Raw genomic sequence first — 19,791 nt, 5'->3', positions numbered from 1 at the left:
ATGGAAGTTCGTGAACTGCTGTCTCAGTACGATTTCCCGGGCGACGACACCCCGATCGTACGTGGTTCTGCTCTGAAAGCGCTGGAAGGCGAAGCAGAGTGGGAAGCGAAAATCATCGAACTGGCTGGCTTCCTGGATTCCTACATTCCGGAACCAGAGCGTGCGATTGACAAGCCGTTCCTGCTGCCGATCGAAGACGTATTCTCCATCTCCGGTCGTGGTACCGTTGTTACCGGTCGTGTAGAGCGCGGTATCATCAAAGTGGGTGAAGAAGTTGAAATCGTTGGTATCAAAGACACCGCGAAATCCACCTGCACCGGCGTTGAAATGTTCCGCAAACTGCTGGACGAAGGCCGTGCTGGTGAGAACGTAGGCGTTCTGCTGCGTGGTATCAAACGTGAAGAAATCGAACGTGGTCAGGTACTGGCTAAGCCGGGTTCCATCAAGCCGCACACCAAATTCGAATCTGAAGTGTACATTCTGTCCAAAGACGAAGGCGGCCGCCACACTCCGTTCTTCAAAGGCTACCGTCCGCAGTTCTACTTCCGTACAACTGACGTGACTGGCACCATCGAACTGCCGGAAGGCGTGGAGATGGTAATGCCGGGCGACAACATCAAAATGGTTGTTACCCTGATTCACCCGATTGCGATGGACGATGGTCTGCGTTTCGCAATCCGTGAAGGCGGCCGTACCGTTGGCGCGGGCGTTGTAGCAAAAGTTCTCAGCTAATCGCTGATAACATTTGACGCAATGCGCAAGAAGAGGGCATCATTTGATGCCCTTTTTGTACGCTTTCGAACCAGAACCTGGCTCATCAGTGATTTTATTTGTCATAATCATTGCTGAGACAGGCTCTGAAGAGGGCGTTAGTCCGAATCTCGCCAGAGCATTTCGGTTTGGTTGCCTCGCTTATGCGGGGCAAAAATGTTTGTCTGAATTCTTGTGACAGGTTGGTTTATGAGTGCGAATACCGAAGCTCAAGGGAGCGGGCGCGGCCTGGAAGCGATGAAGTGGGTTGTTGTTGCAGTACTGCTGCTCGTGGCTATCGTTGGCAACTATCTTTATCGTGACATGATGCTGCCGCTCCGCGCGCTGGCAGTTGTTATTCTGATTGCTGCAGCAGGTGGTGTCGCGCTGTTGACGACGAAGGGTAAAGCGACCGTCGCTTTTGCCCGTGAAGCGAGAACCGAAGTACGTAAAGTGATTTGGCCCACTCGTCAGGAAACATTGCACACCACATTGATCGTGGCTGCCGTAACTGCAGTCATGTCACTGATCCTGTGGGGACTTGATGGTATTCTGGTCCGCCTGGTTTCCTTTATCACTGGCCTGAGGTTCTGAGATGTCTGAAGCTCCTAAAAAGCGCTGGTACGTCGTTCAGGCGTTTTCCGGTTTTGAAGGCCGCGTAGCCACTTCGCTGCGCGAGCATATCAAATTACACAATATGGAAGAGTTGTTTGGCGAAGTCATGGTGCCGACTGAAGAAGTGGTCGAAATCCGTGGCGGTCAGCGTCGCAAAAGCGAACGCAAATTCTTCCCGGGCTACGTCCTTGTTCAGATGGTAATGAATGACGCCAGCTGGCACCTGGTACGCAGCGTTCCGCGCGTAATGGGCTTCATCGGCGGCACGTCCGATCGTCCGGCGCCGATTAGCGATAAAGAAGTGGATGCGATCATGAACCGCCTGCAACAGGTTGGTGATAAGCCGCGTCCGAAAACGCTGTTTGAGCCGGGTGAAATGGTCCGCGTTAGCGACGGTCCGTTTGCCGACTTTAACGGTGTGGTTGAAGAGGTGGACTACGAGAAGTCTCGCCTGAAAGTGTCCGTTTCTATCTTCGGTCGTGCGACCCCGGTAGAGCTGGATTTCAGCCAGGTCGAAAAAGCCTAAATATTCGGCGATCAAACGTTGCACAGGGCGCGAAATTGACATACAATTTCGCGCCTTTTGTTTTTATGGGTCTCGTATCCGTAAAACGTATTCAAACACGGGGAGCCTTTCGGGGCGCTATACCCAAACGAGGAAATTTCAATGGCTAAGAAAGTCCAGGCCTACGTCAAGCTGCAGGTTGCAGCTGGCATGGCAAACCCGAGCCCACCGGTTGGTCCGGCTCTGGGTCAGCAGGGTGTTAACATCATGGAATTCTGTAAAGCGTTTAACGCCAAAACTGATTCCATCGAAAAAGGTCTGCCGATTCCGGTTGTTATTACCGTTTACGCTGACCGTTCCTTCACTTTCGTTACCAAAACGCCTCCGGCAGCAGTTCTGCTGAAGAAAGCGGCTGGTATCAAGTCTGGTTCCGGCAAGCCGAACAAAGACAAAGTGGGCAAAGTAACCCGCGCTCAGGTGCAGGAAATTGCTCAGACTAAAGCCGCGGACATGACCGGTGCTGACATTGAAGCGATGACTCGCTCAATCGAAGGTACTGCGCGTTCCATGGGCCTGGTAGTGGAGGATTAAGAAATGGCTAAACTGACCAAGCGCATGCGCGTGATCCGTGACAAAGTTGATGCGACCAAACAGTACGACATCAACGAAGCCATTGCTCTGCTGAAAGAGCTGGCCACTGCTAAATTCGTAGAAAGCGTAGACGTTGCTGTTAACCTCGGCATCGACGCGCGTAAATCTGACCAGAACGTACGTGGTGCAACTGTACTGCCGCACGGTACTGGCCGTTCTGTTCGCGTAGCCGTATTTACCCAGGGCCCGAACGCTGAAGCTGCTAAAGCAGCTGGCGCTGAGCTGGTAGGTATGGAAGATCTGGCTGAGCAGATCAAAAAAGGCGAAATGAACTTCGACGTTGTTATTGCTTCTCCGGATGCAATGCGCGTTGTTGGCCAGTTGGGCCAGGTTCTGGGTCCGCGTGGCCTGATGCCAAACCCGAAAGTTGGTACCGTAACGCCGAACGTTGCTGAAGCGGTTAAAAACGCTAAAGCAGGTCAGGTTCGTTACCGTAACGACAAAAACGGCATCATCCATACCACCATCGGTAAAGTGGATTTTGACGCTGATAAATTGAAAGAAAACCTGGAATCTCTGCTGGTTGCGCTGAAAAAAGCAAAACCGTCTCAGGCGAAAGGCGTGTACATCAAGAAAATTAGCATCTCCACCACCATGGGTGCGGGTGTTGCGGTAGACCAGGCTGGTCTGAACGCAGTAGCGAACTAATATTCGCCTTTACGTGGGTGGTGGATTTGTCTACAATCTTACCCCCACGTTTTGCTAGCCGAAGTTAGCAAACAAACAGATTTGTTCGTTGGAGCCTGGCCTAATCCAGGCCTCCGTCGAAGACCGCAGGTGTTTCGTAAGAAGCTTAATTCCCTGCGTAGACGGTGACAGAACCTAAAGATTATTTTTAAAGTACTCTTTGGCTTGTTTCTGCTCACCGTATTAAGACGCTCTTTTCATTGAGAAGAGTGAAGTGAGTTCCAGGGCATGAGCCCTGGCAAACATCCAGGAGCAAAGCTAATGGCTTTAAATCTTCAAGACAAACAAGCGATTGTTGCTGAAGTCAGCGAAGTAGCCAAAGGCGCGCTGTCTGCGGTTGTTGCGGATTCCCGTGGCGTTACCGTAGATAAAATGACCGAACTGCGTAAAGCAGGTCGCGAAGCCGGCGTTTACATGCGTGTTGTTCGCAACACCCTGCTGCGCCGTGTTGTTGAGGGTACTCAATTTGAGTGCCTGAAAGACGCGTTCGTTGGTCCGACCCTGATTGCATACTCTATGGAACACCCGGGCGCTGCTGCTCGTCTGTTCAAAGAGTTCGCGAAAGCGAATGCAAAATTTGAGGTCAAAGCCGCTGCCTTTGAAGGTGAGTTGATCCCGGCGTCCCAGATCGATCGCCTGGCAACCCTGCCGACCTACGAAGAAGCAATTGCACGCCTGATGGCAACCATGAAAGAAGCCTCTGCTGGCAAACTGGTTCGTACTCTGGCTGCTGTACGCGATGCGAAAGAAGCTGCTTAATCGCAGTTTTCTTTATAAAGCATTTGCTTACGTATAAACTTATTCTGATATTCAGGAACAATTTAAATGTCTATCACTAAAGATCAAATCATTGAAGCAGTTGCCGCTATGTCCGTAATGGACGTTGTAGAACTGATCTCTGCAATGGAAGAAAAATTCGGTGTTTCTGCTGCTGCTGCTGTAGCTGTTGCTGCTGGCCCGGCTGCTGATGCTGCTGAAGAAAAAACTGAGTTCGACGTAATTCTGAAAGCCGCTGGCGCTAACAAAGTTGCTGTTATCAAAGCAGTACGTGGCGCAACTGGCCTGGGTCTGAAAGAAGCTAAAGACCTGGTAGAATCTGCTCCGGCCGCTCTGAAAGAAGGCGTGAGCAAAGATGACGCTGAAGCTCTGAAAAAATCTCTGGAAGAAGCTGGCGCTGAAGTTGAAGTTAAATAAGCCAACCCTTCCGGTTGCAGCCTGAGTAATTAGGCTGATGGCTGGTGACTTTTTGGTCACCAGCCTTTTTGCGCTGTAGAAGGTACAGGTAGCGTTTCACACTGTTTGACTGCCAGTAGCCTTTACAATGCTTGTTTCTATCGACGACTTAATATACTGCGACAGAAAGTTCTTTCTGTGTAAATCGCAATGAAATGATTTAAGCGTGATAGCAACAAGCATTGCGGAAAGTGCTCCACTTTCCGGTCTAAAAAAATAGTGTTGCATAAACTGTCCCTTTCGACGGACAGAGTGGGTCGACTTGTCAGCGAGCTGAGGAACCCTATGGTTTACTCCTATACCGAGAAAAAACGTATTCGTAAGGATTTTGGTAAACGTCCACAAGTACTGGATGTCCCATATCTCCTTTCTATCCAGCTTGACTCGTTCCAGAAGTTTATCGAGCAAGATCCTGAAGGGCAGTACGGTCTGGAAGCGGCTTTCCGCTCCGTGTTCCCGATTAAGAGCTACAGCGGCAATTCGGAACTGCAATACGTCAGCTACCGTCTTGGCGAACCTGTTTTTGATGTTAAAGAATGTCAGATCCGTGGCGTAACGTATTCCGCTCCGCTGCGCGTAAAACTGCGTCTGGTGATCTACGAGCGCGAAGCGCCGGAAGGCACTGTTAAAGACATTAAAGAACAAGAAGTCTACATGGGCGAAATTCCGCTCATGACCGACAACGGTACCTTTGTTATCAACGGTACTGAGCGTGTTATCGTTTCTCAGTTGCACCGTAGTCCTGGCGTCTTCTTCGACAGCGATAAGGGTAAAACCCACTCATCTGGTAAGGTGCTTTATAACGCACGTATTATTCCTTACCGTGGGTCATGGCTGGACTTCGAGTTCGACCCGAAAGATAACCTCTTTGTGCGTATCGACCGCCGCCGCAAACTGCCGGCGACCATTATTCTGCGCGCGTTGAACTACACCACTGAGCAGATTCTTGATCTGTTCTTTGAAAAAGTTGTCTTTGAAATCCGCGACAACAAGTTGCAGATGGAACTGGTGCCGGAACGCCTGCGTGGCGAAACTGCATCCTTCGATATCGAAGCAAACGGCAAAATGTATGTTGAGAAAGGCCGCCGTATTACCGCGCGCCATATTCGTCAGCTGGAAAAAGACGAAATTCAACACATTGAAGTACCGGTTGAGTACATCGCAGGCAAAGTTGCGGCTAAAGACTACGTTGACGAATCCACTGGCGAGCTGATCTGCCCGGCAAACATGGAGTTGTCGCTCGATCTGCTGGCGAAACTGAGCCAGTCTGGTCACAAACGTATCGAAACCCTGTTCACCAACGATCTGGATCACGGTCCGTACATGTCTGAGACGGTACGCGTCGACCCGACCAACGATCGTCTGAGCGCGCTGGTAGAAATCTACCGCATGATGCGCCCTGGTGAGCCGCCGACTCGCGAAGCTGCAGAAAGCCTGTTCGAGAACCTGTTCTTCTCCGAAGACCGCTACGATCTCTCCGCGGTTGGTCGTATGAAGTTCAACCGTTCTCTGCTGCGAGACAGCATCGAAGGTTCCGGTATCCTGAGCAAAGAAGACATCATCGAAGTGATGAAAAAGCTCATCGGTATTCGTAACGGCATCGGTGAAGTGGATGATATCGACCACCTCGGCAACCGTCGTATCCGTTCCGTAGGCGAAATGGCGGAAAACCAATTTCGCGTTGGCCTGGTTCGTGTAGAACGTGCGGTGAAAGAGCGTCTGTCTCTGGGCGATCTGGATACCCTGATGCCGCAGGACATGATCAACGCGAAGCCTATCTCTGCAGCCGTTAAAGAGTTCTTCGGTTCCAGCCAGCTGTCACAGTTTATGGACCAGAACAACCCGCTGTCCGAGATTACGCACAAACGTCGTATCTCTGCACTCGGCCCAGGCGGTCTGACCCGTGAGCGCGCAGGCTTTGAAGTTCGAGACGTACACCCGACCCACTACGGTCGCGTATGTCCGATCGAAACGCCTGAAGGTCCGAACATCGGTCTGATCAACTCCTTGTCCGTGTACGCACAGACTAACGAATACGGCTTCCTCGAAACGCCGTACCGTAAAGTGACCGACGGCGTTGTGACTGACGAGATCCATTACCTTTCTGCTATTGAAGAAGGTAACTACGTTATCGCTCAGGCGAACACCAACCTGACGGAAGAAGGTCGTTTCGTAGACGATCTGGTAACCTGCCGCAGCAAAGGCGAATCCAGCCTCTTCAGCGCAGACCAGGTTGACTACATGGACGTTTCCACCCAGCAGGTGGTTTCTGTCGGTGCGTCCCTGATCCCATTCCTGGAACACGATGACGCCAACCGTGCATTGATGGGTGCGAACATGCAACGTCAGGCGGTTCCGACTCTGCGCGCTGACAAGCCGCTGGTTGGTACCGGTATGGAACGTGCTGTTGCCGTCGACTCCGGTGTAACCGCAGTTGCTAAACGTGGCGGTACTGTTCAGTACGTGGATGCCTCTCGTATCGTTATCAAAGTTAACGAAGATGAGATGTACCCGGGCGAAGCAGGTATCGACATCTATAACCTGACCAAATACACCCGTTCTAACCAGAACACCTGCATCAACCAGATGCCGTGTGTTTATCTGGGTGAGCCAATTGAGCGCGGCGACGTGCTGGCAGACGGCCCGTCCACCGACCTCGGTGAACTGGCGCTCGGTCAGAACATGCGCGTAGCGTTCATGCCGTGGAATGGTTACAACTTCGAAGACTCCATCCTCGTCTCTGAGCGTGTGGTTCAGGAAGATCGCTTCACCACTATTCACATCCAGGAACTGGCGTGCGTGTCCCGTGACACGAAGCTGGGGCCAGAAGAGATCACCGCAGACATCCCGAACGTGGGTGAAGCCGCGCTCTCCAAACTGGATGAATCCGGTATCGTTTACATCGGTGCGGAAGTGACCGGCGGCGACATTCTGGTTGGTAAGGTAACGCCGAAAGGTGAAACCCAACTGACGCCAGAAGAGAAACTGCTGCGCGCGATCTTCGGTGAGAAAGCGTCTGACGTTAAAGACTCTTCTCTGCGCGTACCGAACGGTGTTTCCGGTACCGTTATCGACGTTCAGGTCTTTACCCGCGATGGCGTGGAAAAAGACAAACGTGCGCTGGAAATCGAAGAAATGCAGCTTAAACAGGCGAAGAAAGACCTGTCTGAAGAACTGCAGATCCTCGAAGCTGGCCTGTTTAGCCGTATCCACAGCGTGCTGGTTTCCGGTGGTGTTGAAGCTGACAAGCTCGACAAGCTGCCGCGCGACCGCTGGCTGGAACTCGGCCTGACCGACGAAGCGAAACAAAATCAGCTGGAACAGCTGGCTGAGCAGTATGATGAACTGAAACACGAGTTCGAGAAAAAACTCGAAGCGAAACGCCGCAAAATCACTCAGGGCGATGATCTGGCACCGGGCGTGCTGAAAATCGTTAAGGTTTATCTGGCCGTTAAACGTCAGATCCAGCCTGGTGATAAAATGGCAGGTCGTCACGGTAACAAGGGTGTTATCTCTAAGATCAACCCGATCGAAGATATGCCATACGATGAAAACGGCACGCCGGTTGACATCGTACTGAACCCGCTGGGCGTACCGTCTCGTATGAACATCGGTCAGATCCTTGAAACCCACCTGGGTATGGCTGCGAAAGGTATCGGCGACAAGATCAACGCCATGCTGAAACAGCAGCAAGAAGTCGCGAAACTGCGCGAGTTCATCCAGCGTGCATACGATCTGGGCGCTGACGTTCGTCAGAAAGTCGACCTGAGCACCTTCAGCGATGATGAGGTTCTGCGTCTGGCGGAAAACCTGCGTAAAGGTATGCCGATCGCAACGCCGGTATTCGACGGTGCGAAAGAGTCTGAAATCAAGGAACTGTTACAGCTGGGTGGCCTGCCGACTTCCGGTCAGATCACACTGTTCGACGGTCGTACCGGTGAGCAATTCGAGCGCCAGGTTACCGTTGGCTACATGTACATGCTGAAACTGAACCACCTGGTTGATGACAAGATGCATGCGCGTTCTACCGGTTCTTACAGCCTGGTTACTCAGCAGCCGCTGGGTGGTAAGGCGCAGTTCGGTGGTCAGCGCTTCGGGGAGATGGAAGTGTGGGCGCTGGAAGCATACGGCGCGGCATACACCCTGCAGGAAATGCTCACCGTTAAGTCTGATGACGTGAACGGTCGTACCAAGATGTATAAAAACATCGTGGACGGCAACCATCAGATGGAACCGGGTATGCCTGAGTCCTTCAACGTACTGTTGAAAGAGATTCGTTCGCTGGGTATCAACATCGAGCTGGAAGACGAGTAACTCTCGCTCAAACAGGTCACTGGTGCCGGGTTAATCCCCAGCACCAGATTGTGCTAACTCCGACGGGAGCAAATCCGTGAAAGACTTATTAAAGTTTCTGAAAGCGCAAACTAAAACCGAAGAGTTTGATGCGATCAAAATTGCTCTGGCCTCGCCAGACATGATCCGTTCATGGTCTTTTGGTGAAGTTAAGAAGCCGGAAACCATCAACTACCGTACGTTCAAACCTGAGCGTGACGGCCTTTTCTGTGCGCGTATTTTCGGGCCAGTAAAAGATTACGAGTGCCTGTGCGGTAAGTACAAGCGCCTGAAACACCGTGGTGTGATCTGTGAGAAGTGCGGCGTTGAAGTGACCCAGACAAAAGTGCGTCGTGAGCGCATGGGCCACATCGAGCTGGCGTCTCCGACCGCCCACATTTGGTTCCTGAAATCTCTGCCGTCCCGTATCGGCCTGCTGCTGGATATGCCGCTGCGCGATATCGAACGTGTTCTGTACTTCGAATCCTATGTGGTTATCGAAGGCGGTATGACCAATCTGGAACGTAACCAGATCCTGACCGAAGAACAGTACCTGGACGCGCTGGAAGAGTTCGGTGACGAATTCGACGCGAAAATGGGCGCCGAAGCTATTCAGGCCCTGCTGAAAAGCATGGATCTGGAGCAAGAGTGCGAACAACTGCGCGAAGAGCTGAACGAAACCAACTCCGAAACCAAACGTAAGAAGCTGACCAAGCGTATCAAACTGCTGGAAGCGTTCGTACAGTCTGGTAACAAACCGGAGTGGATGATCCTGACCGTTCTGCCAGTGCTGCCGCCGGACCTGCGTCCGCTGGTTCCGCTGGACGGTGGTCGTTTCGCAACGTCGGATCTGAACGATCTGTACCGTCGCGTGATCAACCGTAACAATCGTCTGAAACGCCTGCTGGATCTGGCGGCACCGGACATCATCGTACGCAACGAAAAACGTATGCTGCAGGAAGCGGTTGACGCCCTGCTGGATAACGGCCGTCGCGGTCGTGCGATCACCGGTTCCAACAAACGTCCGCTGAAATCTTTGGCCGATATGATCAAAGGTAAACAGGGTCGTTTCCGTCAGAACCTGCTCGGTAAGCGTGTTGACTACTCCGGTCGTTCTGTAATCACCGTAGGTCCATACCTGCGTCTGCATCAGTGCGGTCTGCCGAAGAAAATGGCACTGGAGCTGTTCAAACCGTTTATCTACGGCAAGCTGGAACTGCGTGGCCTCGCCACCACCATCAAAGCCGCGAAGAAAATGGTTGAGCGTGAAGAAGCTGTCGTTTGGGATATCCTGGACGAAGTTATCCGCGAACACCCGGTACTGCTGAACCGTGCACCAACACTGCACCGTCTGGGTATCCAGGCGTTTGAACCGGTACTGATCGAAGGTAAAGCTATCCAGCTGCACCCGCTGGTTTGTGCGGCATATAACGCCGACTTCGATGGTGACCAGATGGCTGTTCACGTACCGCTGACGCTGGAAGCCCAGTTGGAAGCGCGTGCGCTGATGATGTCCACCAACAACATTCTGTCTCCGGCGAACGGCGAACCTATCATCGTTCCGTCTCAGGACGTTGTATTGGGTCTGTACTACATGACCCGTGACTGTGTTAACGCCAAAGGCGAAGGCATGGTGCTGACTGGCCCGAAAGAAGCTGAGCGTATTTACCGCGCTGGCCTGGCCTCTCTGCATGCGCGCGTTAAAGTGCGTATCACTGAATATGAAAAAGACGCTAACGGCGAATTCGTAGCGAAAACCAGCCTGAAAGACACGACCGTTGGCCGTGCGATTCTGTGGATGATCGTTCCGAAAGGTCTGCCTTTCTCCATTGTCAACCAGGCGCTGGGCAAGAAAGCTATCTCCAAAATGCTGAACACCTGTTACCGCATTCTGGGCCTGAAACCAACCGTTATCTTCGCGGACCAGACGATGTACACCGGCTTTGCTTATGCAGCGCGTTCAGGTGCATCCGTTGGTATCGATGACATGGTCATCCCGGAGAAGAAACACGAAATCATCAGCGAAGCGGAAGCTGAAGTTGCTGAGATTCAGGAGCAGTTCCAGTCTGGCCTGGTAACCGCTGGCGAACGTTACAACAAAGTTATCGATATTTGGGCCGCGGCGAACGATCGCGTATCCAAAGCGATGATGGATAACCTGCAAACCGAAACCGTTATTAACCGTGACGGCGTTGAAGAGCAGCAGGTTTCCTTTAACAGCATCTACATGATGGCCGACTCCGGTGCGCGTGGTTCTGCAGCCCAGATTCGTCAGCTTGCTGGTATGCGTGGTCTGATGGCGAAGCCGGATGGCTCCATCATCGAAACGCCGATCACCGCGAACTTCCGTGAAGGTCTGAACGTACTCCAGTACTTCATCTCCACGCACGGTGCGCGTAAAGGTCTGGCGGATACCGCACTGAAAACCGCGAACTCCGGTTACCTGACCCGTCGTCTGGTTGACGTGGCGCAGGATCTGGTCGTAACCGAAGACGATTGTGGCACGCTGGAAGGCATCACCATGACGCCGGTTATCGAAGGTGGCGATGTTAAAGAGCCGCTGCGCGATCGCGTTCTGGGTCGTGTAACTGCAGAAGACATTCTGAAGCCGGGTACCGCAGATATTCTGGTTCCGCGCAACACACTGCTGCACGAACACTGGTGTGACCTGCTGGAAGCGAACTCTGTTGACTCCGTGAAGGTACGTTCCGTTGTATCCTGTGACACCGACTTTGGTGTATGTGCGCACTGCTACGGTCGTGACCTGGCGCGTGGCCACATCATCAACAAAGGTGAAGCTATCGGCGTTATCGCGGCACAGTCCATCGGTGAGCCGGGTACACAGCTGACGATGCGTACGTTCCACATCGGTGGTGCGGCATCTCGTGCGGCTGCTGAATCCAGCATTCAGGTGAAAAACAAAGGTAGCATCCGTCTGAGCAATGCGAAGTCGGTTGTTAACTCCAGCGGTAAACTGGTTGTTACCTCGCGTAACACTGAGCTGAAACTGATCGACGAATTCGGTCGTACCAAAGAAAGCTATAAAGTGCCTTACGGTGCGGTGATGGCGAAAGGCGATGGCGAGCAGGTTGCCGGCGGTGAAACCGTTGCAAACTGGGATCCGCATACCATGCCGGTTATCACTGAAGTGGCTGGTTTCATCCGCTTCACTGATATGATCGACGGCCAGACGATTACTCGTCAGACCGACGAACTGACCGGTCTGTCTTCGCTGGTGGTTCTGGACTCCGCAGAGCGTACAGCGGGTGGTAAAGATCTGCGTCCGGCGCTGAAAATCGTTGACGCTAACGGCAACGACGTTCTGATCCCGGGTACCGACATGCCTGCGCAGTACTTCCTGCCGGGTAAAGCGATCGTCCAGTTGGAAGATGGCATCCAGATCGGTGCGGGTGATGCTCTGGCGCGTATTCCGCAGGAATCCAGCGGTACCAAGGACATCACCGGTGGTCTGCCGCGCGTTGCGGATCTGTTCGAAGCACGTCGTCCGAAAGAGCCGGCAATCCTGGCTGAAATCAGCGGCATCATTTCCTTCGGTAAAGAAACCAAAGGGAAACGCCGTCTGGTGATCACGCCGGTTGACGGTAGCGAGCCGTACGAAGAGATGATTCCGAAATGGCGTCAGCTCAACGTGTTTGAAGGTGAACGTGTAGAACGTGGTGACGTGGTTTCCGACGGTCCGGAAGCACCGCACGACATTCTGCGTCTTCGTGGTGTACACGCGGTAACGCGTTATATCACCAACGAAGTACAGGACGTTTACCGTCTGCAGGGCGTTAAGATCAACGATAAGCACATCGAAGTTATCGTTCGTCAGATGCTGCGTAAAGCCACCATCGTTAACGCAGGAAGCTCCGACTTCCTGGAAGGTGAGCAGGTTGAATACTCTCGCGTCAAGATCGCTAACCGCGATCTTGAAGCAGCAGGCAAAATCGGTGCAACCTATGCACGCGATCTGCTGGGTATCACCAAAGCGTCTCTGGCAACCGAGTCCTTCATCTCCGCGGCATCGTTCCAGGAGACCACTCGTGTGCTTACCGAAGCAGCCGTTGCGGGCAAACGCGACGAACTGCGCGGTCTGAAAGAGAACGTTATCGTGGGTCGTTTGATCCCGGCTGGTACCGGTTATGCGTACCACCAGGATCGTATGCGCCGTCGCGCCGCTGGCGAACTGCCGGCAGCACCGCAGGTGACTGCGGAAGATGCGTCCGCGAGCCTGGCAGAACTGCTGAACGCAGGTCTGGGTGGTTCCGACAACGAGTAATCGTTTCGCGTAATAAAAACCCGCTTCGGCGGGTTTTTTTATGCCTGAAATTCAGGTTTTAAGACCTCGATCGCGTTTCAGGACGCATTGTACGCACGGCGAGTTGCAGAATCTTCGCGACGGTTAACTCACCAGGAACGTACTATGACTTCACGTATCACCCTTCTGTTGCTTACTATTTTGTTTGGCGGCATGGCACATGCCGAAACCGCTTTTCGCCAGCTACACATGGATGAGAACAGCGCCCGCCCGCTGGATGTTGCGGTCTGGTATCCCACGCCAGAACGCGGTAAAGCGGAAACCGTGGGAGAGAACATCGTTTTTAGCGGTACTGCTGCGTTACGTGATGCAAAACCCGCTGCTGGCGCTCATCCGCTGTTATTGATTTCACACGGTTACGGCGGCAACTGGCGTAATCTTAACTGGCTGGCGCAGCAGATGGCGGATGAGGGGTATATCGTCGCCGCACCCGATCATCCGGGGACCACGACGCGCAATAAAAAACCGCAAGATGCAAAACAGCTTTGGCTACGTCCGCAGGATCTCCACCACGTGCTGGATAAACTGCTTGCTGAGCCTGATCTGGCGGGGTTGGTTGATACGCACCGTATTGCGGCGCTGGGTCACTCACTGGGTGGCTGGACAGTGCTGGAACTCGCTGGTGGGCGTTTTGATAGCCGCCGTTTTATGGCTGATTGTCAGCAATATGCTGTGCTGGCGGGTTGCAAGCTGGCTTCTACGCTGAGCATCGATCAACCCTCAGCAAGCGACATGTTGTCGCTGAATATGCGTGACTCACGGATCAAAGCGGTGGTTTCGCTCGATCTCGGCCTGGCACGTGGCTTCACGCCAGAAAGCCTTAAGCAGATAACTATTCCAGTACTGGTTATGGCGGCGCAGGCAGACAGCGATGAACTGCCTGCCCGTCTCGAATCGGGTTATCTTGCAGAACACATTCCGGCCGCCCAACAGCGTTATGTTCATGTAGAGGGGGCGACGCATTTTAGCTTTATGCAATTATGCAAGCCGGGGGCGGCTGCATTAATCGACGCGCAAGATCCAGGAGAAGGGATCGTCTGCCAGGACGGAGGTAGCTTTAGCCGGGCAGAAATTCATCAACGCCTCTTTAAGCAAATCAGCGCGTTTCTGCAACAGACACTGGTTTATTCTCCGATGTGAGACGGTAATCAGTCGGGCTCATCCCACTAATACGGATAAACTCGCGATTAAAGTTAGACTTGGTAGCAAACCCTGAGTCCAGCATGATCGCTGTCACCGGCGCGTCGGAATTGCGTAATAGCTGCTGGGCATAGTGAATACGAAAACGGTTGATCCACTGCGAGACATTGCAGCCGCATGTCTGGTTAACTGCTCGCGAGATCTGTCGTGCAGGAATGCCCAATTTTTTTGCCAGCGTGTTAAGCGTCAGGTCGGTATTCAGGAACAGGTGTTGCTCGCGAATGCGGGCTTCAATGTGCTGATAAGTGGCAAGCAGGTCTTTGTCATCCGCACTGGCTTCGTGTTCGACAGATGAGGTTGGCAACTCAACGGGCGCAGCTTTACCGCGATAAACAATGGCCAGGCAGATAAACGGCAGCAAGATTGCCTGGGAGATCGCCACCAGTTGCGGTGCCTGCTGACCATGATAAAAGTGAAAATCCAGCGCAATAACCAGATCGGTCAGCGCGGAAAAGCACAGGAAACTACCCGCCAGCAGCGCCATGCGCGATGTTATTGTGGCCTCGCTTAGACGCGAGAAGACAAACGCGTCGGCGCCTTGCCTGGCGGTTGTGATTAACCCTGCACCGTAACCGAGATACAGCAATACCAGCACGATGTCGGTGGTATCAGGCGCAGCCAAATTGAACACCAAAGCAATGGCGGGTGGGAGTGCGCAGAGTGCAAACTTTTGCCTGCGATTACGTCCGGTAAAGTGAGCGAAACAGTGCCATGCCAGCGGGGGCAGCGCTATGGCTACCATCGATTGTAATTGACGTAAAAACAGAGCATCGAATTGCCAGCGCAGGGCGGACATCAGTACCAGCAGGGTGCAGGCGCCAATAAACACCGCTGTGCTGCGCAAACCTGAAGCCCGTTGCAGGCAAACCTTCAATAGCAAAATCAGCAAGATGGAGAGCGTGTAAAAGGGAAATGGAATGGCTGGCACAAGTCACCTGGAGCGCAGAAAACAGTATCGAATGCCATGTTGTGCCATAAATGGGGGCGAAAAACACCTCACGACTTTTAGCGGCGCGAAAAAAAGCCCGCCAGAGCGGGCAGAGTCGTTGTATTGAAGCGATGCCTTAATCACGCGGCGGTATGCGGCGGTAAAGCTCGATCATATCGGTCGCCAGATCCTGAATCACCATCGCGTTCATCAGGTGATCCTGCGAATGAACGGTGATCAAATTCACCGGCAGCTTACCGGTGCCTTCATCGAGCCCGATAAGCTGGGTTTGAATTTTATGCGCGGCTTTAACGAATTCACGCGACTCTTCCATCGCTTTTTCTGCTTCAGCAAAGTCGCCTTTACGCGCCATCTGTAACGCGGTTAATGCCTGGCTACGCGCCGCGCCCGCGTTAACCAACAATTCCATAATGATGGTTTCTAAATCTTCCACGCATTCACTCCAGTAGCTTAAGGGCTTTTTCCAGAACGACATCGCCTTTCATCATGCCGTAATCCATCATATCGATCACCGCCACTTTCTTACCCAGCGGTTCCGCCTGCGCCTGCAATTTCGCCTGTTCGTATTTCACTTGCGGCCCCAGCAACACGATATCCGCTGTTGCAATCTCATCTTTAAAATCTGCAACAGGAACCGCTTTGATAGTGACCTCGACGCCTTTTTTCTGCGCCGCGTCTTTCATGCGTTGCACCAACATGCTGGTGGACATACCCGCTGCACAGCATAAAACGATGTTTTTCATAGTCAGCCTCGGTGTTGATGGGATAGGTGATAATTATCCCGCGCTGTTGGGTTCAACAACCGCTTTACCGCGATTGTGTGTAGGGCATCACAAAGAATCCCTGCATAACATGAAACCGGTTGCAACCTTACGAAGCGCCGCCTGGTTACGGATGATTCACCAGTAGAATCCGGTTCTTACCTTGCTGCTTCGCTTTATAAAGCGCTTCATCCACACGCCCGACCAATTGGTTAAGCGGTTCCATGTTCCACTCGCCCAAACCGGCGCTAAAAGTGACCAGTAGCTCTTTTTCGCGCCAGGTACGGTTCTCCACTTTCACTCGCCACTGCTCCAGCAGCGCCAGCGCGTTATCGATATGCGCATGCGGAAAAATCACCGCGAACTCTTCGCCACCGTAGCGATAGAGCGAAATCCCCTGCGGCTGCAGGATCTGGATACCTTCGCGCGCCACGTTGCGCAGCACGATGTCGCCATTCAGATGGCCCCAGGTATCGTTAATGGATTTAAAATTATCGATATCCACCAGAGCCAGCGCAAACGGCTGATGATCGTTCATCAGCGCGGCAATATCGGCATCAAAGGCGCGGCGATTCTTACAATTGGTCAACGCATCCATGGTTGCCTGTCTCACCCACGTTTGCTCCCGCTCTTTACTGCTTTCAATCGCTTTGCTCAGCATTGCTTCGAGCCGTGGTGCGCGCGTTACATCACCGGTTTTTATCGCATCAATAATATTAATCAGCACCGTGCGTGAGCTGTGGCGTAAGTAAAGGCCAAACAGAATGATAAACACTGCCGCCGTGGTGAATCCCCAACCGACAAGCTGAATCTGATGGCGAACGCGTTTATCCAGTGTGCTGGCGGACACTTTATAGATCACAAACCACTCCGGGTTGGTGAAGGCGTAGTAGTAATACCAGCACGCATTTTTTTCATCAAAAAGCGCGCCTTCAGCACTGGTCATTGCTGCAAGCATTGCCGGGCTGACAAGTGTCTTGAATAGCGCGCCAGTGTCCGGGTGCAGCATCGCTTTGCCTTCGCCGTCGATAACGAAGAATTCGCCAGGCATCGGAGGTTGCATGGTGCGCAGGGTGAAACCCATAGAGGCCAGATCAAGGTGAAAAGCCAGCGTCCCTTTTAATTTACCGTCTGGCGCTATCACCGGTTTATAGATGCTCACTGTTGGGTTATGGGTAAAAAAATCCATGTAGGTACGGGTATAGTGATTAAACATGCTGGCTTCCGCCTGGTGCATAAACCACGGACGCGTACTGGCATTGAAACTCTCACCGCTGCCCATCACCTGCGGCGCGCGCAAATAAACGCCGCGCGAATCGGCGAGAGAAATCGACGACACCGACGGCATCAGCGCCAGCAACTGCATCAGTAACTTAAGCCCCTTGTCCCGATCGCCGGTTACGGTGGCGTCTAACTGATTATCATGGGCAAAGAACGCAGTGGCGCGATTAAGAATATAGTCGTTTTCGCGCAGGATCGACTGGGTGTAATTCACTGCCAGGTTATGCGCGAAATTGCGATTCACATCGTGGTACTCCTCCAGCGTCTCTTTACGCATACCAGCGATAATCATGAGCGCGATTATCACAAAACTGAGGAGGATCCCGGTAAGGCTCACCAGAATTGGTCTTGTAAATGAAAGTTGTTTGATATGCATTTTCTTGTCCTTGAACATGCAAGAGAGGAACAGGTATCAGTATAGGGGCTGCGCAAAAGATAGCGTACCTGAAGTGAGTAAGGCGGAGCGGAAGAGAGGAAGAGCGCCCGCTCCGGTCAGTCTCATGACCTGACAGCGCAAGCATGAAGGTTCGGGCGACAAACCGCCATCGCCCGATTTTGCTTTTACGTAACAGGCCGAAAACGTGTTAACCCGTTATCTGCGCGTTGCGGCTTTTTTGCGGCGCACGTCCCAGCCAGCTATCCCAGTCTTTCCACACCGGTTGCAGCCCACGGGCGATCAGCGCGTCGGCAACCTCCTGCGGGCGGCGTCCATCATGGGGCGAGAATTGCTCCAGCTCCGGGTGATTATCGGCATAGCCGCCCGGCTGCGTTTTGGAAAAGGCGCTTACGTTATTAATCGCCAGCGGAATCACATGATCGCGAAAGTGAGGTGACTCGCGCGTGGATAGCGACAGCTCCGTGTCCGGTGCCAGCAGGCGAAACGCGCAAATGGTTTGCACCAGTTGCCGTTCATCCATCACCGATGCCGGCTCCACGCCGCCTGCGCAAGGGCGCAGGCGGGGGAAAGAGATGGAATAACGGCTTTTCCAGTAGCGCTGTTGCAGCCACAGCAAATGCTCGGCAACCATATAGCAATCCACTCGCCAGCTGTCGGACAGGCCCATTAACGCGCCGAGTCCAATTTTGTCGATACCTGCGCGGCCCAGCCTGTCCGGCGTTTCCAGCCGCCAGAAGAAGTCCTGTTTTTTACCACGCAGATGGTGACGCGCATACTGGCCTTCGTGGTACGTCTCCTGGTAGACCATTACGCCATCAAGACCAAGGGTTTTCAGCTCGGCGTACTCCGCTTCGGAGAGCGGCTGCACTTCCATTTGCAACGAGGCGAACTGGCGGCGGATCGCTGGCATATGGCGGCGAAAATAGTCCATCCCGACTTTACCCTGATGTTCGCCGGTGACCAGCAACAGATGCTCAAATCCCAGTTCGCGTATGGCCGCGCATTCACGCGCAATCTCCTGCTCATCCAGCGTTTTGCGCTTCAGGTGATTACTCATCGAAAACCCGCAATAGGTGCAGTCATTGGCGCAAAGGTTAGAAAGATAAAGCGGAACATAAAAGCTGACGGTGTTGCCAAAACGCTGGCGCGTGAGCCGCTGCGCTTGCTGTGCCATCGGTTCAAGAAAATCCGCGGCGGCGGGGGAGAGCAACGCCATCATATCGTCGCGCGTCGGTTGCCGGGCATTGAGTGCGCGTTCGACATCGGCACCGGTTTTACTGTTGATGCGCAGGCGGATATCGTCCCAGTCCAGTTGCCGCCAGCGGTCAGTGAAGGTGCTCATAATGTTTCCTCCAGAAAACCAGTGAGCGGGCTGGTGGCCTGCGCGTAACGCTGGCGGGCACCCGGTACGGCCTGGCGGGCGAGCGTTCCGGCTTCGACCGCCAGGCGAAAGGCGCGCGCCATGTTGACCGGATCGTCGGCGACCGCGATCGCGGTATTAACCAGCACCGCGTCAGCCCCCATCTCCAGTGCCAGCGCTGCGTGGCTGGGCGCGCCGATCCCGGCATCGACCACCACTGGCACATTCGACTGCTCAATAATAATCTCCAGCATGGCGCGGGTTTCCAGCCCCTGGTTGGAACCGATTGGCGCGCCCAGCGGCATGACCGCCGCGCAGCCGGCCTCCTCAAGCCGTTTGCATAGCACCGGATCGGCACCGCAATACGGCAGAACCACAAAACCCATCTGCACCAGTTTTTCCGCCGCGCGCAAGGTTTCAATGGGATCGGGCAGCAACCAGCGGGCATCCGGGTGAATTTCCAGTTTTAGCCAGTGCGTGCCGAGCGCTTCCCGCGCCAGTTGCGCGGCGAAAATGGCCTCTTCGGCGTTTTTCGCCCCGGAGGTGTTAGGCAGCAACGTTACACCCGCATCCAGCAAGGGTTGCAGCAGCATATCGGTGCGCTGGCGCAGGTCGACGCGCTTCATCGCTAGCGTTACCAGTTCGCTGCCAGAGGCGTGAATTGCATCGACCATCAGTTGCGGCGTGGCGAACTTGCCGGTGCCGGTAAACAACCGTGAAGTAAATTCTTTTTCTGCAATACGTAACAT

At 53.5% G+C, this 19,791-nt stretch carries 16 protein-coding genes; 10 read left to right on the top strand and 6 right to left on the bottom strand.

The window, feature by feature from the left end:
- The 10 genes from ACFX4U_RS23645 to ACFX4U_RS23600 all read left to right on the top strand — a co-directional run.
- On the top strand, positions 1 to 732 hold a 732-nt coding region (locus ACFX4U_RS23645), incomplete at its 5' end, for an elongation factor Tu (protein ID WP_380218726.1).
- A gap of 228 nt (positions 733 to 960) precedes the next feature.
- Positions 961 to 1,344 (top strand): preprotein translocase subunit SecE, encoded by a 384-nt coding sequence (gene secE / locus ACFX4U_RS23640; protein WP_003033128.1) that lies wholly within the window; start codon positions 961 to 963, stop codon positions 1,342 to 1,344.
- 1 nt (position 1,345) lies between these two features.
- Positions 1,346 to 1,891, top strand: a complete 546-nt coding sequence (gene nusG, locus ACFX4U_RS23635) for a transcription termination/antitermination protein NusG (protein WP_006816549.1) — start codon at positions 1,346 to 1,348, stop codon at positions 1,889 to 1,891.
- Between the two features lie 141 nt (positions 1,892 to 2,032).
- Positions 2,033 to 2,461 carry a 50S ribosomal protein L11 gene (rplK, locus tag ACFX4U_RS23630; protein ID WP_002438627.1) on the top strand — a complete coding sequence of 143 codons (429 nt, stop codon included), beginning with the start codon at positions 2,033 to 2,035 and terminating at the stop codon, positions 2,459 to 2,461.
- A gap of 3 nt (positions 2,462 to 2,464) precedes the next feature.
- Positions 2,465 to 3,169, top strand: coding sequence for a 50S ribosomal protein L1 (rplA, locus tag ACFX4U_RS23625; RefSeq protein WP_017460030.1), 705 nt, complete (start codon positions 2,465 to 2,467; stop codon positions 3,167 to 3,169).
- A gap of 300 nt (positions 3,170 to 3,469) precedes the next feature.
- Positions 3,470 to 3,967, top strand: coding sequence for a 50S ribosomal protein L10 (rplJ, locus tag ACFX4U_RS23620; RefSeq protein ID WP_002438625.1), 498 nt, complete (start codon positions 3,470 to 3,472; stop codon positions 3,965 to 3,967).
- A gap of 66 nt (positions 3,968 to 4,033) precedes the next feature.
- On the top strand, positions 4,034 to 4,402 hold the full coding sequence (rplL, locus tag ACFX4U_RS23615; RefSeq protein ID WP_014882064.1) for a 50S ribosomal protein L7/L12: 369 nt from the start codon (positions 4,034 to 4,036) through the stop codon (positions 4,400 to 4,402).
- Positions 4,403 to 4,726: 324 nt separating this feature from the next.
- Complete coding sequence (gene rpoB, locus ACFX4U_RS23610) at positions 4,727 to 8,755, top strand: DNA-directed RNA polymerase subunit beta (protein ID WP_200553600.1); 4,029 nt, start codon at positions 4,727 to 4,729, stop codon at positions 8,753 to 8,755.
- A 76-nt stretch (positions 8,756 to 8,831) separates the two neighbouring features.
- On the top strand, positions 8,832 to 13,055 hold the full coding sequence (gene rpoC, locus ACFX4U_RS23605; protein ID WP_349350663.1) for a DNA-directed RNA polymerase subunit beta': 4,224 nt from the start codon (positions 8,832 to 8,834) through the stop codon (positions 13,053 to 13,055).
- Between the two features lie 144 nt (positions 13,056 to 13,199).
- Positions 13,200 to 14,234: an alpha/beta fold hydrolase gene (locus ACFX4U_RS23600; protein WP_313510435.1), complete on the top strand. Its 1,035-nt coding sequence runs from the start codon at positions 13,200 to 13,202 to the stop codon at positions 14,232 to 14,234.
- Here the strand turns inward: ACFX4U_RS23600 and ACFX4U_RS23595 are convergent.
- The 6 genes from ACFX4U_RS23595 to thiG form a co-directional block, all read right to left on the bottom strand.
- Positions 14,191 to 15,222 carry a helix-turn-helix domain-containing protein gene (locus ACFX4U_RS23595; protein ID WP_313510432.1) on the bottom strand — a complete coding sequence of 344 codons (1,032 nt, stop codon included), beginning with the start codon at positions 15,220 to 15,222 and terminating at the stop codon, positions 14,191 to 14,193. The two genes, ACFX4U_RS23600 and ACFX4U_RS23595, sit on opposite strands and share 44 nt — an antisense overlap.
- A 136-nt stretch (positions 15,223 to 15,358) precedes the next feature.
- Positions 15,359 to 15,676 (bottom strand): PTS lactose/cellobiose transporter subunit IIA, encoded by a 318-nt coding sequence (locus ACFX4U_RS23590; protein ID WP_017460024.1) that lies wholly within the window; start codon positions 15,674 to 15,676, stop codon positions 15,359 to 15,361.
- A gap of 4 nt (positions 15,677 to 15,680) precedes the next feature.
- The gene (locus tag ACFX4U_RS23585; protein WP_023479403.1) at positions 15,681 to 15,986 is read right to left on the bottom strand and encodes a PTS sugar transporter subunit IIB; all 306 of its coding nucleotides are present in this window, start codon (positions 15,984 to 15,986) and stop codon (positions 15,681 to 15,683) included.
- Positions 15,987 to 16,131: 145 nt separating this feature from the next.
- On the bottom strand, positions 16,132 to 17,661 hold the full coding sequence (locus ACFX4U_RS23580; protein ID WP_313510428.1) for a sensor domain-containing diguanylate cyclase: 1,530 nt from the start codon (positions 17,659 to 17,661) through the stop codon (positions 16,132 to 16,134).
- A gap of 208 nt (positions 17,662 to 17,869) precedes the next feature.
- Entirely contained in the window at positions 17,870 to 19,024 is a 1,155-nt protein-coding gene (thiH, locus tag ACFX4U_RS23575; RefSeq protein ID WP_313510426.1) for a 2-iminoacetate synthase ThiH, read from the bottom strand.
- Positions 19,021 to 19,791, bottom strand: a complete 771-nt coding sequence (gene thiG, locus ACFX4U_RS23570) for a thiazole synthase (protein WP_305737412.1) — start codon at positions 19,789 to 19,791, stop codon at positions 19,021 to 19,023. Before thiG ends, thiH begins: the two co-directional genes overlap by 4 nt.

Origin of the sequence: Kosakonia sp. YIM B13588, from assembly GCF_042788165.1 — a bacterium.
Classification (GTDB): domain Bacteria; phylum Pseudomonadota; class Gammaproteobacteria; order Enterobacterales; family Enterobacteriaceae; genus Kosakonia; species Kosakonia sacchari.
Note: the sequence above shows the minus strand (reverse complement) of the source record. Positions and strands in the feature narration are given on the sequence as shown.

What these genes read in the sequence shown, in the direction of transcription:
- secE (WP_003033128.1), top strand. Translation starts at nt 961, where the DNA reads ATGAGTGCGAATACCGAAGCTCAAGGGAGCGGGCGCGGCCTGGAAGCG.
- nusG (WP_006816549.1), top strand. Translation starts at nt 1,346, where the DNA reads ATGTCTGAAGCTCCTAAAAAGCGCTGGTACGTCGTTCAGGCGTTTTCC.
- rplK (WP_002438627.1), top strand. Translation starts at nt 2,033, where the DNA reads ATGGCTAAGAAAGTCCAGGCCTACGTCAAGCTGCAGGTTGCAGCTGGC.
- rplA (WP_017460030.1), top strand. Translation starts at nt 2,465, where the DNA reads ATGGCTAAACTGACCAAGCGCATGCGCGTGATCCGTGACAAAGTTGAT.
- rplJ (WP_002438625.1), top strand. Translation starts at nt 3,470, where the DNA reads ATGGCTTTAAATCTTCAAGACAAACAAGCGATTGTTGCTGAAGTCAGC.
- rplL (WP_014882064.1), top strand. Translation starts at nt 4,034, where the DNA reads ATGTCTATCACTAAAGATCAAATCATTGAAGCAGTTGCCGCTATGTCC.
- rpoB (WP_200553600.1), top strand. Translation starts at nt 4,727, where the DNA reads ATGGTTTACTCCTATACCGAGAAAAAACGTATTCGTAAGGATTTTGGT.
- ACFX4U_RS23600 (WP_313510435.1), top strand. Translation starts at nt 13,200, where the DNA reads ATGACTTCACGTATCACCCTTCTGTTGCTTACTATTTTGTTTGGCGGC.
- ACFX4U_RS23585 (WP_023479403.1), bottom strand. Translation starts at nt 15,986, where the DNA reads ATGAAAAACATCGTTTTATGCTGTGCAGCGGGTATGTCCACCAGCATG.
- ACFX4U_RS23580 (WP_313510428.1), bottom strand. Translation starts at nt 17,661, where the DNA reads ATGCATATCAAACAACTTTCATTTACAAGACCAATTCTGGTGAGCCTT.
- thiH (WP_313510426.1), bottom strand. Translation starts at nt 19,024, where the DNA reads ATGAGCACCTTCACTGACCGCTGGCGGCAACTGGACTGGGACGATATC.
- thiG (WP_305737412.1), bottom strand. Translation starts at nt 19,791, where the DNA reads ATGTTACGTATTGCAGAAAAAGAATTTACTTCACGGTTGTTTACCGGC.